Genomic DNA, 13438 nt, shown 5'->3' on the forward strand with positions numbered 1-13438 from the left:
TTTATGCTGTAAATAATGCAGGAACACAGTTTTTAGAAATCAGAAAAGAAGCCGGACAATACACTGTAAATGATCTTGGAATCATAAAAGATGATGCCTCAAATGGCAGAAACTCATTTACTGCAATGGAAACCGGTTTTGGAGGTGATATGATTGCAGATGCAGATAATAATTTCTATGTATTTGCTGCTTCAGGGAATGTTTTTAAAGTTGTGACAAAGGATTTAATAGCTAAATTTATAGGTAAAATTACAGGTATTCCTGATAACTATTCGGTAAACGGTTCTGCAGTAAATGCTCAGGGTAAAGTAGTCGTAGCAAGTGCAAAAGGAGGTGCTTTATATGAGGTCGATCTGGCAACTTTGCAGGCTAAACAGCTTCAGGGAGAACAGGGACTTCATATTTATGATTTAGCAAGCAAATATTTTGCTAATGATAAATCTGCAGCAGTTAATAGTTTGGCTACAAATCTAGATATTTATCCAACAAGGGTTGATGAGCGCTATATCAATGTGCATATTAATAATAATGTAAAAGGTTCTATTAAACTGAATATTTTTGATATGGCAGGTAAAAATGTAATGACTCAGAACCTATCTGTGAAAGAGGGTTCATTAGATGAAAAAGTATATCTTAAGGGATTGGTGACAGGAGCTTATATTGTAAATATTGTCGATGAATCAGGAAAAGTTATATTCAATAAAAAGATTTTAGTTACAAAATAGTAGGATGCTATTAGTCAGCATATAAAGACCTTTTCAAATTATTTTGAGAAGGTTTTTTAATGATTATTTGATATCCAATAAGTTTTATTTTTCGATATTAAAATGTACTTTTATAAAAAAATATAGATGAAACTATACTTTAATGTAGGATATATTGTAAATGCTGGAGAAAACCTGCAGCTGGTATTTGGTGAAGAGGAGAATACCTTACATGTCCATACTATGTTTTACGCGGAGAATGGTTTATGGAAATGTGAAGTAGACTATTTTTCAAAATTCATTTCCTATCATTACCGCGTAGTGAATGAAAAAGGAAATGTAGTAAAGGAAGAATTTGTGGGGCATCATTTGAGTTTTCCACATAATTATAAAGAGTTTATCATTTTTGATGAATGGAATAACAAAAACTTTCCTGAGAATTATTTAAATAATAAAATTCTTTATAATAAACTACACGACTTTATTCCTGAAAAAGTTACTGTTTTAAAAAGACATACCCATCTCTTTAGAATAGAAGCTCCTATTTATAATTCGGATTGGAGGATTGTTCTTTTCGGAAGTACGGCATCTTTAGGAAACTGGAGTTATGACAAAGTTATTCATCTTAATCAGACAGATTTTGGAATGTGGGAAGCCTCCGTTGAAATTCCGGAGAATGAATTTATCCAATTTAAATATTGTGTTTACGATACTAAAGAAAATAGGGTTATAGATGTAGAAACCGGAGAAAACAGATTCACGGTAGCTAACCAATTATCCGACGTTTTACAGGTTGTTTCCAACCATTATTTCAGGTTTAAAGGATATCAGATGTATCATGATGCAGGTGTAGCAATTCCTGTATTTTCTTTGAGAAGCGAAGACGGATTTGGAGTAGGAGAATTTACAGATCTTAAAAAACTGGCAGATTGGACGAAAGAAACCAATCTTGGAATTATTCAGATTCTCCCGATCAATGATACAACTGCTAATTATTCCTGGACGGACTCTTATCCTTATGCAGCTGTATCCGTATATGCTTTGCATCCACAGTATATCTCTTTAGAAAATCTTGATTATTCTTTACCGAAAGAATTAGTTGATGAGTATGTGTCTGAAAAAGAGAAATTAAACTCTTTGGATCTGATCGATTATGAAAAGATGATAGAAGGCAAGTGGAAATATCTTACTGCTGTTTTCCACAAGGAAAAAGACAAAATTTATAAGGACAGAAATTTCAAAAAATTCATCAAGGATAATGAATACTGGCTTGTTCCTTATTCTGCATTCTGTGTTTTGAGGGACAAGTATAAAACACCTAATTTCAACGAGTGGAAGACCCACAAAAAATACATTGCCGGAAAGATCTCACAGTTTTTTACAACGAAAAATAAAGATTATGATACTTCAATGCTTCATGCCTGGGTACAATATCAATTGCATGTACAGCTGAAGGATGCTGTTGATTATACCCATAACCTAGGAGTTTCGTTGAAGGGAGATCTTCCTATTGGTATTTACAGATATTCTGTAGAAGCTTGGACAGAACCGGAATTATTCGGTATGGATTTCCAGGCTGGTGCACCTCCTGACCAGTTTACTGAATTAGGACAAAACTGGGAGTTCCCAACATACAACTGGGAAGCGATGAAAGCAGACGATTACAAATGGTGGAAAAACAGGTTCAAAGCTCTGGAACAGTACTTTGATGCCATGAGAATTGATCATATTTTAGGATTCTTCAGAATATGGAGAATGCCGGTTTCTGCTGTACAGGGAATTTTAGGGTACTTTTATCCGGCTGTTCCTATTGTAGCGGATGAATTTAAAGCCTGGCAGATTCCGTTCAATTTTAACAGGTATTGTAAGCCTTTTATCAACAATAAGATCTTATGGGATTATTTTGGGGAAGAAAGCGGAAAAGCTCTTGAGTTTATGAACCGTAATGAAGATGGTACTTATACTTTCAAAGAAGAGTTCGATACTCAAAGAAAACTCGTTAACTTCTTTAAGAAAAAACCACATGGTTCTCTTGAAGAAAAATTAGTTTCCCTTTGTGCCAACGTTTTGTTTTTAACAGAAGAAAGAAATGGGAAAACAGTTTACCATCCGAGATTCAATGTTTACAATACAGAATCTTATCAATACCTTCCTGAAGCAGAACAAAAGAGTATTTATGACCTCTACCATGATTACTTTTTCAGAAGACAGGATCACTTATGGTTTGAAAAGGCCATGGAGAAACTTCCGGTTATCCTGAATGCTACTAAAATGCTGATCTGCGGTGAAGACCTGGGAATGGTTCCTGCCTGCGTACCCATTGTGATGGATGAATTGGCTATTATAGCACTTAAAGTACAAAGAATGCCTTCTGAAAATATTCCATTCTATAATCCTAAGAATGCGAATTATATGAATGTAGTAACAGCCTCTTCTCACGACAGTTCAACATTGAGACAATGGTGGAAAGAAGATCCTGTATTGACACAGAAATACTACAATCAACAGCTGATCCAGTATGGAAAAGCTCCTGAAGATCTCAATCCTCATCTTGCAGAGATCATCATGAAGCAGCATTTATATAATGAGGCTATGCTGGCTATTTTCCCGATTCAGGAGTTTCTGGCCACAGATGCAGAACTTACCAATAAGAAAATGGATAACGAAAGAATCAACAATCCTGCCGTTTTCCCCCATTATTGGCGCTACAGAATGCATATCAAGCTTGAAGATCTGAAAGAGAAAAAATCTTTCAATCAAAAAATTGCTCACTGGGTAAAAGATAGTGGAAGAGTGTAAATTTAACAATTGATTATCAGGTAGTTGTAAATATTTTGAAAGAAGTTTAATCTTATGATTTAACTTCTTTTTTTTATTTGTATCAAAAAGATAGAATTAAGATATTCTGCTATATATTAACCAATTAACGACTATAGAGATGAAAAAAATATTTTTGGGATTAGCTTTTGGGTTAGGCGTTTTGACGTCAGCTCAGCAGTATCCAAATAATGGTTGGGATGATGATGGTTATTATCAGAATGATGGAGGTTATTACAGTGATCAAGATGATAGAAATTATTTTCCTGACGATTATTATTACAATTATCCACAGGACTATTATCCAAGCAATTATTACCAAAGCTATTATAACGACTACAGAGGAAGTATTATTAATATCGACTGGAACGGCTTTTTCGTACAGAACAGATTAAGCAGATGGCAGGTAGATCAGATTATGAGATTGAATAACCTGTATGCAAGCTTTACAGCATGGAATAATTTCTACAGATATAATCCGGACAGATGGTACTATGACAGATTTTATGCTCTGGAAAGAATTTTAGGACCAAGAGTATTTGTGGTTTTCCAGAATAACTATTACAGAGGAAACAGCCCGATAGTTTATTTCCAGAATTACAGAAGAACTTATTATGTACCGAGATATACGGTAATGCCAAGATATAGAAATATTAATATCAATATTTACAGGGTAGACCGATCAAGATTCCGCAGAATGGAGAATCCTACTTTTGATATTATCAGAAGAGACAGCAGACCAGATAATGGTTTCAGAAACACAAGAAACAATGGAAACTCAGGAGGGTTCCGTGGAAATAACGGAAATAACAATAATTCTGGTTTCAGAAATGAGAATAATGGTGGTTTCAGAAACAACAGCGAAGGCGGTTTCAGAGGGAATTCTGATAATGGAGGAAACAGAGGAAATGCCGATAACGGAGGCTTCAGAAATAATAATGGAGGCGGTTTCAGAGGGAACAGTGAAGTAAGAAGAGAAGCTCCTAAAAGAGAAGATAATGGCGGATTCAGAGGAAATAATGGAGGTTTCAGACAAAAATCTGAAAATTCTGCACCAAGACAAGAGAACCGTGGTAATGGCGGTGGCGGTTTTAGAGGCAGTTTAGTAAGGAATTAATTTTCATATATTATATTTAAGTGGTGTGAAGGGCAGGTTTTTATAATCTGTCCTTTTTTTTGATGTTTTGTTAATTTATTTTTATTAAAATTTAACATTATTTATGAATTTCTCAATTTAACTTATGTTTTAGTTCATAATCAAAAAGATATAATAACAAAATAACAATTAATTAAATTTTAAAAAGATGAAAAAATTAGTTTTAGCAATAGCATTTATCGGAATAGGAGGTTTTGCAATGGCACAACAAACTACAACTCCACAAGACAGACAGGCAAGAGCCGTTGAAATGAAGCAGAAAATGGAACAGAAACAACAGGAACGTCTAGACCAGATGCAGAAAGACCTTAATCTTAATCCATCTCAGGTAGCACAGATAAAGGCTCTTCAGAATAAAAGAAAAGCTGAAATGAAGGCGGAATTTGACAAAAATAGAGTAGACAGACAAGCTAAGATGCAGGAAATGCAGGCCAAAAGGGCACAAATGGATACTGATATGAAAAACATCCTTACTCCTGATCAATATGATAAATGGCAGGCTGACAGAAAAGCTAAAGCAGAAAAAATGAAAATGGCAATGAAAGAAAGAAGAATGATGAAAAAGCCGATGAATACAGGAACTGCTGAAGTAAAATAACAGCTTGTAATTTTAGTTTTTTAATGTGTTAAGGATGGATATTGTTCCATCCTTTTTGTATTAATTTTCTTTAAAACTTTTGATTTCGGGCTTTTATTCCCTATTTTTGACTATAAATTTAATACTTATGGTTAGCGAAAAAATTGCAAAATTAATTAACGAACAAATTGCCCACGAACAATACGCTGCTCAATATTATCTTTCAATGTCTGCATGGTTTTCTGGAAAAGACCTGGATGGAATTGCCAACTATTTCAGAGTACAGAGCAAAGAAGAATTGATGCATGCAGATAAAATGTTTGATTATTTGAATGATGTAGGAGGCGAAATTATCATCGGGGAAATTCCAAAACCACCCCACGAGTTCGAAAATGCAACAGATATTTTTGAAAAAGCATTAGCACATGAGAAAATCGTAACTAAAAGTATTTTCAATATTGTAAAAAATGCAAATGAAGAGGGAGATTTTGCAACAACATCATTCCTGCAGTGGTTTATCAACGAACAGGTAGAAGAAGAAGCAAGTGCTTCTCAATATGTAACAAAAATCAAAATGGTATGTGATAATCCATCTGCATTATACCTTTTTGATCAGGAATTGTCTCAAAGAGTATTTACTCCTGATACAACTGCTTAAAATTGAAAATTCTTCAAAATATAAAACCGTTATCCTCAGGAATAGCGGTTTTTTATTGTAGGATTATATCGTTATTTCTTATACGCAGGTCTTTGTATTCTCACTGCAGAAATAAAAACGACTGCTCCCAATATAAAGCTCAGAAACAATGAATTGGCAATGTTTTCAGTAGACATATAATGACGGTTATCTTCTGTAGCAGATGAATCTGAGTAATCCACAATATGATAAATGACCATTGTAGAAAACAACATCATAATCAGACTTATTACAAAGGAAGTTAAATATATTCTCATGGCTGGTTAGTTCTAATCAAAATATAATCAAAGGTTATATTTTATTCGTACTGAATAAAAATAATAAAACCTTTTGTATTTTAAAGCCTTTTTTACAAGAATTATGATATTAACCTTTTGGAAATGTTTAAATTATAAATAGATGATCTGAGTTTTGAGTACTTTTTTGCCCAGACGCTCAAGAATATTTTTATACCCTTCTACCTGTGCCTCATCCTTCGCTTTTTGTTCACCGGTTTTGAAATCAACAATGATATATCCTTCTTCGCCCTTTAGAATGCGGTCTGGCCTAAATATATGGCTTTCTCCTCTTTCAGAAATCATGATATCTTTTTCATTGATTACTTCCCATTTTTCATCAAAGAACTCTGCATAAGTTCTGACAATTTCCTGCAGCGTGACCTGTATCTCATTTTTCTCCTCCAGCGTAATCTGTCCTTCTAAAGCATAGCCATCCAATACCTTTGCAATATCCTTTTCCGTATTGATTTTCGATAAAAGTTCATGCACAAAAAGCCCGATTCTTACCTTTTCATTTCGTACCTGATAGTTTTTTGAAGGCGTGGCAATTTTGATGGATGTGCTTTTTTCATTGACGTTTTTCAGATTCTCAATATTCTGAGTCTTAAAAGAGGAACTTTTATCTTTCGAATATTTTTTCAGCATCTCAGGATTTACGGTATACACGTCAAACTCATCAGCCTGCTCGGGATTTTTGGTTTGAAGGAATTCCAAAAGCTCCAGATTATTAGAAGTTTTATTGGCTTTTTGAAGATAAAAAAATAATTGTTCAACAGGTCTTGTTGTGGCAACATACTGGAGACATAATCTGTCAATCAGGTTTTTATAAGAGTTTTTAGTGTTGAAGAACAGAATTTCGTCATCATAAGCTTCCAGGTTTTTGCTGAACTGATTAATGTTGACTGATTTTAATGCTTCATTCTCATTGGTATCAAACCAGTTGGTAAATTCACTGTCCCGGTTTTTGTTCATCATAGGGATAAAAACAATGGGAAATTCCAGCCCTTTAGACTTGTGGATCGTCATGATCTGGACAGCATCAATATTTTCTGAAGCCTGAATAGTGTATGAAGAAGCCTCTTCGTCCCAATATTTCAGAAACTCTTTGGTACTTGCACCTGCATTCTGTGTAAAGTTGAAAAGCATTTCCAGGAAATTCAGTAAAAAGTCTGTTTCTTTATTTTCAACAGAAAATTCATTGATGTAATATTCGATGAAATTATAAAGATTGAATCTTGGGAAATTATCCTGTTTAAGCTGTAGCGAATATTTTTGCTGAATAAACTGCAGAATTTCTTCATGGCCTTCGATATCCAGAATTTCTTTCATTCCTAAAGTGAAATCCGGCATATTAATCTTGCCCAATGTATTCAGGTGGTACATCATCATAATCAGACAATGTTTATTCTTTGGATTGAGCTCCCAGCGAAGAAATTCAATAACCGCTTTTAAGGTATTGGAAAGTTCCAGCGTAAGCCCTTTATCAGAAATCGTTTTAATATTGGTTTCTTCTCCTTTATACTTAACTTTTAAGCTTCCCAGCTTTTGAGAATAACTGAAAATATCAAAATTTCCACGGCAAAGAATCGTAATATCAGAAAACTTAAAACCATTATCCAGACATTCCTGAATATCTTTCTGCATTCTTTCCGAAGTATCTGTGTAGAATTCTTCATTCGTAAGATTTTCAATCAGATTTACCTTTACGCGTCCATCCATTTTGGATTTTGGATTTTGCTCAGCATCTTCCCCAAAAATATTTTTATGCTCTTCAAGTAGTCCTTCAGAATGAAAACGGTATAACTCATTGTTGAATTGTACAATGTTTCTGGCACTTCTCCAGTTATCTTTTAATACCAGAAGATCTGCTTCCTTAGGTGAAAACTCCTTTTTGTTGATAATGTCCAGCATCAGTTTACTTTCTCCACCACGGAATCGGTAAATACTCTGTTTGGGATCACCCACCAATGTAAATGAAGTGTATTCTGTAGAAACACTATGATCTCTCAGTGGTACAAAATTCTGCCATTGCAGTTCTGATGTATCCTGAAACTCATCAAAGAAATAATGCTGAAACTGTGAACCTACTTTTTCATAAATAAAAGCCGAAGGTTCATTTTTAAGATTTTCATTGATCAGAATATTAAATTTAGAAAGCAGAACAAGATCATTTTCTTCCTCAATTTTTTGTAGCTCATCCTGAATATCCTTATTGACCTTTAAAGGAAGAAGAGCAGATAAAACTTTCTCTTTCTTTTGAGTCTCAATATACAGAAGAATCAGTTTCATTCTGTTGTCGAGAAGCTGATCCAGGATTTCGAAAATTTCGGCTTCTTTATGTTTCGATTTTGAAGACGCTCCTTTTCTGTAATTATTGATAACAGATTCCTCCTGCGTAGTAGGAAAAGGAAATCCGGCTCTTTTCTGCTGATAAAAATCTATAACCTTAGTAAAGAAGCCCCCAATTCCGTTTTTACCCTGAGCAAAATCTTCAATATCAATATTTCTTGATTTGAATAATTCAATAGAACCGGCAGCGAGTTCTGCAGACTGTTTTTTGTTGAGAACAATCTCTTTACGAAGTGTATTCTTTATATTTTCATAATTGGCATCGTCAAAACTTTTATTGCTTTTCAGATGCTCGTAGTGAATATCCTTTACAAATTCCTTCGCAGAATCATAAAGGTTTTTATTAAGGTTAATCCTTTCATTATTTTCGAGACTGTAATCTACATAATCCATGAAAGAATTGGAGATGTTTTCATTCTCACCAATCTGATCCAGCATTTTATCAACGGCTTCTATCAGAAACGGCTCAGCTTCAATTTCAAGATTAAAATTTTTCGCCAATCCCAGTTCATAAGAAAAACTTCTTACCAATCTTGAGTTAAAACGGTCAATAGTTCCGATATTAAGTGTGGAATAATTGTGGAGAACGTAGTCCAGTAATTTTTTAGAACGGTGATGAAGCTCATCAATGGTAATTTTCAAACCCTGTTCTTCAAATGCTTTCTGGATATTGTTCAGATCTGTATTTTCAGCATAATCTTTCGCTGAGAAATTTCCCAGCCACGATAAAATTCTTTCCTTCATCTCATTGGCCGCTTTGTTGGTGAAAGTCAGTGCGAGAATATTCCTGATCGACTGCTGCTGATTAGGATAGCGGAGACAGATCATCAGAAGCCTTTGTACCAGAGCATAGGTTTTCCCGGATCCGGCAGAAGCATTGATGACTGTGTAAGAATTTTGCATTGTTGAAAGAGAATTGAGACTGCAAGTTAGCTAAAATTTAAAAGAAATTTTAACAATTTAATCAGCTGATTTAACAGTTTAGATGGCAAAAATTAAAAAGAAATATTAAAACGCGTTAACTGTGGTTAAACTTATGGGATAAATTAAAAATAATTTTAGCTTTGCTTTATAAAAAATAGCCCGTGAAACTTAAACTATTCTTTTTCTTATCCTTTATTATTTTTATCCATACCCATGCCCAAAGTTATATATTTGGTAAAATTATTTCCGAAAGCGGTACTGAAATGCAGGATGTGAATGTTGTCAATATCAGAACAGACGAAATAGTGGTTTCAAACCGGGATGGTCATTTTATGATTTCCGGAAGACAGGGAGATGAATTACGTTTTATAAAAGCGGGTTATGAACGTCTTACAAAAATAGTTTCTCAGGAAAATACAGAGTCTCCTATGAATATAAGGCTTGTACGCCAAACCATCCAGATTCCTGAAGTGGAAATAAAACAAGGGCTTACCGGAAACCTTAAAATTGATTCGAAACTTTATAATAAACCTCAAAAGGTTGAAAAACTGCTCAAAGAAATGGATCGGTATATTTCTCAGAAATCAGATCCAAGAATATTGGCGGCGAGACCTGGAGAATTTGTACAGCCGAAAGGGGAAGGGTTTTCTATAGGAAAAGTTAAAAATAAATGGGATGATGTAGACTTAATGAAATATATCAGAGCAAGCCTTGGTGATGATTATTTTACCAATCTTAAAATTGAGAAACCTCTGATAGAACATTTTATTTATTATGTTTTTGCAGGCGGTTTTGAAAGGAAAAAGATCCTGAAATATGGGTTCTGTAGCGATGCAGACCTGAACAGGTTTCAGCGTTTTGTTCTGACAAGAATTTCATCCTATCGTGCTCCACAAACTCAAAGATAATATGGAAATAAGATATATCAAAAGATTTCTATTGTTTGTGCTTTTTTGTATCACCCCGAAATTGTGGGGACAACAAAAAATATCAGGAAAGGTAATAACAGGAGATGAACTGGATTTAGTACCTGTACTCGTTGTTAATATCTCCGGGAATAAAAGCTCATTAAGTGATATGTCCGGGAATTTTGAAATTGAAGCCAAAGAAAATGATGAGATCAGATTTGTAAAAGAAGGATATTATCGTGTTGATAAAAAAATGACCAAAGAAGAGATCAATACTCCGTTCAATATTATTCTGAAGAAAATAGAAATTCAAATTCCCGAGGTTAAAATTAAGTACAAGCCTACCGGAAATCTGGCAAAAGATAATCAGCACTATAATGAATCCAGAAAACTTCAGGCCTTAAAATCAGATATGGATGATTATATGAAAAGTCCATTGAATCAACCCTTACCCAATAATGCTATATCAAAAACTTTTACAGGTCATGATTTTAATGTGGGCCAGGTAAATCTGTTTGGCGTTTTTAATGCTGTATCAGGTTTGGTAAAGAAGGCAACACAACCTAAAATTACCAAAGCGAATTACATTGAAACTCAGGATTTCCTGAGGAGAGTAAAAAATGAAGTGAACCTGAATTTCCTGAAAAAGTACGGAATGGATGAAGAACAGATTGATGCATTTCTTCTGTATGCTGATAAAACGCGTTTATTGGCAAAAAGATATCGAAAAGATTTTAGTATAAGTGTCGTTGAATATGAACTTAAAGTTGCCTTCGCAGAATATAGTAAAACCCATAAATTAGAAGGAACTCAAGAATAATATATACATTAAAAGTTGGCTTATATCACTGAAAATATTGAAATATCAAAGCAAAGAAATACTTTTCTTTTCCTGCTGCTTCTTTGCAGTACTTTTGTTTGGTCTCAACAGAAAGTAACGGGGCGAATAGTTGATGACAATGGCGAAAATTTGAGTAAAGTGATCGTGATTAATATGTCTACTGATAAGAAAGTATATTCCGATTCTGATGGTATATTTTCTATTGAAGCCAATCCTAACGATGAGTTAAGATTTGTAAAAGAAGATTTCAACAGAGTCTCCAGAAGAGTTCTGACCAATGGTAATAACTTACCTCTGTTTATTACACTTCGTCAGATTCCGAGAGATGTGGGTGAAGTTAAAATTGTGAAAAAGCTCACCGGAGATCTGGAAACAGATTCCCGGATAGTAGCCAAAGTAGATAAAGGAGAGCAGGTAAGAGATGCCGTTGGCCTTCCACAGCCGGTAGGGAAAATGAGGGAGAAGCCGGCAGAAGTGAAAAGTGTTCTTTTACCGATACTTTTAGGAAACCTTAATGTTCAGGGAGTGTATGATCTGATCAGCGGGAAAGCCCGAAGGCAGAAGAGACAATACAGATATGACGATCTTCAGGAACATATTGCCTGGGTTCGGGACAGAATAGAGGATGAATATTTTATCAAAGCAGGAATTCCTGGTGACAGAATCTCTGAATTTATTCAATTTTCATTTTTAGCAAAACCTCAGGTACGAACCTATGTAAAAGCAAGAAATCTTTCCGGCGTTATGCTGAGATTGGAAGAGACAGCTCCACTTTTTATAGAGAGGTTGCAGCAAAATCAAAAGTAATTTGAATGTTAATAAATTCTTAAAATATTGGAATAGAAATTGATACAGTATGAAATAACAATCCAAATTCTTAAATTTTATGAATAAAAACATTTTTGCAGTAGCTATTGCAGCACTAGGATTTGTCATTGGTCTCGGGTTTTTAGGAAATGCTATTAAAAACAGAAATAAATCTGAAAACACCATTTCCGTAACAGGATTAGGAACCAAGCAGTTTACATCGGATCTGATCACCTGGTCCGGAAGTTTTTCCAAAAATAATGTGGACCTGAAATCAGCCTATGATGAGCTGGCAATGGATCGAAAAGTAATCAATGACTATCTGCTTTCAAAAGGAATACAACAGAAGGAGATCGTATTTTCTTCGGTAGATATTCAGAAACAGTTCAGAAGTTATAATGATTCAAACGGAAACTATGTTCAGGGAGAATTCTCCGGATATAATCTTACCCAAAAGGTTTCTATTGAAAGTAAAGAAGTGGGAAAAATAGAAAACCTGTCCAGAAATATTACCGAAATTATCAACCGTGGCATTGAATTCACTTCTTCTTCACCAGCTTATTTCTACACCAAACTGGCTACAGTGAAACAGGAAATGATTGCCAGTGCTACAAAAGATGCAAAAGAACGTGCTGAAAAAATTGCGGAAAACTCGGGAAGCAGTCTGGGAAATCTGAAAAAGGCAACCATGGGTGTAATTCAGATTACGGCACCCAATTCCAATGAGGATTACTCTTACGGTGGAACTTTCAATACTTCATCCAAAGAAAAAGAAGCCAGTATTACCATCAAACTGGAGTATGAAGTAAATTAACATAAATTTCAGTAAAAGAAAAACGCCGGAATAGCTTTCCGGCGTTTTATATTTTAAGCATAAATAATTTTATGAATTTCTTTTTTAGCTTCCTCCACATTTTCAGGAGTGTAGTTAGCAAGCAGCCATAAATTCAAGGATTTTTTTCCTTCGCCATAGCTAGGCTGTACATGATTGGTATCAATCAGGCTGAAATTATTTCTCTGATAAAAAGAATAACGTCTTGAAGCATCTTCACTCAACTCTGCAGGCTCAATTTCGAGGATAATCTGCAGATAATTGTCCGATAAATGATTCATGATATGAGAACCTAATTTTTTACTTCTGAATGCTTCAAACACTTCAAAATGCTCTACAAAAACAAAAGAACTCAGCTTCCACAGGATGAGGTAGCCGATAGCTTCCGATTCGTGGATAACAGACATAAATTCTACATAAGGATTTGAGAATAAGCTATCAAACTGATCTTTATCTCTTTGTTCGTCTACAGGAAAAGTCGTCGAGTAAGAAGTATAGATTTCCTGAACTCTAGGATCTTCTGAAGAAGTAATCGGTAAAAATTCCAT

The 13438-nt window shown here is 34.5% G+C and carries 12 protein-coding genes (1 of these 12 cut by a window edge); 9 read left to right on the plus strand and 3 right to left on the minus strand.

Annotation, left to right across the window (positions count from 1 at the left end; genetic code table 11):
* From RHP76_RS17900 to RHP76_RS17920, 5 genes are all read left to right on the plus strand, one after another.
* Positions 1-725, plus strand: partial view of a T9SS type A sorting domain-containing protein gene (locus RHP76_RS17900; RefSeq protein WP_311228709.1) — the 3' portion only. It extends 442 nt beyond the left edge of the window; the window shows 725 of its 1167 coding nt (coding positions 443-1167); its start codon lies off the left edge, out of view; the stop codon is at positions 723-725.
* A 126-nt stretch (positions 726-851) separates the two neighbouring features.
* On the plus strand, positions 852-3503 hold the full coding sequence (locus tag RHP76_RS17905) for a 4-alpha-glucanotransferase (protein ID WP_311228710.1): 2652 nt from the start codon (positions 852-854) through the stop codon (positions 3501-3503).
* Positions 3504-3642: 139 nt separating this feature from the next.
* On the plus strand, positions 3643-4638 hold the full coding sequence (locus RHP76_RS17910) for a hypothetical protein (RefSeq protein ID WP_311228711.1): 996 nt from the start codon (positions 3643-3645) through the stop codon (positions 4636-4638).
* 187 nt (positions 4639-4825) lie between these two features.
* Positions 4826-5275 (plus strand): DUF4890 domain-containing protein, encoded by a 450-nt coding sequence (locus RHP76_RS17915; RefSeq protein ID WP_311228712.1) that lies wholly within the window; start codon positions 4826-4828, stop codon positions 5273-5275.
* Positions 5276-5402: 127 nt separating this feature from the next.
* Positions 5403-5912: a ferritin gene (locus RHP76_RS17920; RefSeq protein WP_002981834.1), complete on the plus strand. Its 510-nt coding sequence runs from the start codon at positions 5403-5405 to the stop codon at positions 5910-5912.
* A 71-nt stretch (positions 5913-5983) separates the two neighbouring features.
* Here RHP76_RS17920 and RHP76_RS17925 read toward each other — a convergent pair whose 3' ends face one another.
* Both RHP76_RS17925 and RHP76_RS17930 read right to left on the minus strand, forming a co-directional pair.
* Positions 5984-6208: a hypothetical protein gene (locus RHP76_RS17925; protein ID WP_311228713.1), complete on the minus strand. Its 225-nt coding sequence runs from the start codon at positions 6206-6208 to the stop codon at positions 5984-5986.
* Between the two features lie 132 nt (positions 6209-6340).
* Positions 6341-9481, minus strand: a complete 3141-nt coding sequence (locus RHP76_RS17930; RefSeq protein WP_311228714.1) for a UvrD-helicase domain-containing protein — start codon at positions 9479-9481, stop codon at positions 6341-6343.
* Positions 9482-9663: 182 nt separating this feature from the next.
* Between RHP76_RS17930 and RHP76_RS17935 the strand changes: the two genes are divergently transcribed.
* The 4 genes from RHP76_RS17935 (at position 9664) to RHP76_RS17950 (ending at position 12872) form a co-directional block, all read left to right on the plus strand.
* Positions 9664-10410 (plus strand): hypothetical protein, encoded by a 747-nt coding sequence (locus tag RHP76_RS17935; protein WP_311228715.1) that lies wholly within the window; start codon positions 9664-9666, stop codon positions 10408-10410.
* Position 10411: 1 nt separating this feature from the next.
* A complete protein-coding gene (locus tag RHP76_RS17940) occupies positions 10412-11230 on the plus strand; it encodes a hypothetical protein (RefSeq protein WP_311228716.1) in 819 nt (272 codons plus the stop codon).
* A 15-nt stretch (positions 11231-11245) separates the two neighbouring features.
* Complete coding sequence (locus tag RHP76_RS17945; protein ID WP_253297026.1) at positions 11246-12058, plus strand: carboxypeptidase-like regulatory domain-containing protein; 813 nt, start codon at positions 11246-11248, stop codon at positions 12056-12058.
* A gap of 79 nt (positions 12059-12137) precedes the next feature.
* Positions 12138-12872, plus strand: a complete 735-nt coding sequence (locus tag RHP76_RS17950; RefSeq protein WP_076596918.1) for an SIMPL domain-containing protein — start codon at positions 12138-12140, stop codon at positions 12870-12872.
* A 53-nt stretch (positions 12873-12925) separates the two neighbouring features.
* Here the strand turns inward: RHP76_RS17950 and RHP76_RS17955 are convergent, their stop codons facing one another.
* A complete protein-coding gene (locus tag RHP76_RS17955; RefSeq protein ID WP_311228717.1) occupies positions 12926-13438 on the minus strand; it encodes a GNAT family N-acetyltransferase in 513 nt (170 codons plus the stop codon).

Source organism: Chryseobacterium sp. SG20098, assembly GCF_031844745.1.
GTDB classification, from domain to species: domain Bacteria; phylum Bacteroidota; class Bacteroidia; order Flavobacteriales; family Weeksellaceae; genus Chryseobacterium; species Chryseobacterium cucumeris.

What these genes read in the sequence shown, in the direction of transcription:
- RHP76_RS17905 (WP_311228710.1), top strand. Translation starts at nt 852, where the DNA reads ATGAAACTATACTTTAATGTAGGATATATTGTAAATGCTGGAGAAAAC.
- RHP76_RS17910 (WP_311228711.1), top strand. Translation starts at nt 3,643, where the DNA reads ATGAAAAAAATATTTTTGGGATTAGCTTTTGGGTTAGGCGTTTTGACG.
- RHP76_RS17915 (WP_311228712.1), top strand. Translation starts at nt 4,826, where the DNA reads ATGAAAAAATTAGTTTTAGCAATAGCATTTATCGGAATAGGAGGTTTT.
- RHP76_RS17920 (WP_002981834.1), top strand. Translation starts at nt 5,403, where the DNA reads ATGGTTAGCGAAAAAATTGCAAAATTAATTAACGAACAAATTGCCCAC.
- RHP76_RS17925 (WP_311228713.1), bottom strand. Translation starts at nt 6,208, where the DNA reads ATGAGAATATATTTAACTTCCTTTGTAATAAGTCTGATTATGATGTTG.
- RHP76_RS17930 (WP_311228714.1), bottom strand. Translation starts at nt 9,481, where the DNA reads ATGCAAAATTCTTACACAGTCATCAATGCTTCTGCCGGATCCGGGAAA.
- RHP76_RS17940 (WP_311228716.1), top strand. Translation starts at nt 10,412, where the DNA reads ATGGAAATAAGATATATCAAAAGATTTCTATTGTTTGTGCTTTTTTGT.
- RHP76_RS17950 (WP_076596918.1), top strand. Translation starts at nt 12,138, where the DNA reads ATGAATAAAAACATTTTTGCAGTAGCTATTGCAGCACTAGGATTTGTC.
- RHP76_RS17955 (WP_311228717.1), bottom strand. Translation starts at nt 13,438, where the DNA reads ATGGAATTTTTACCGATTACTTCTTCAGAAGATCCTAGAGTTCAGGAA.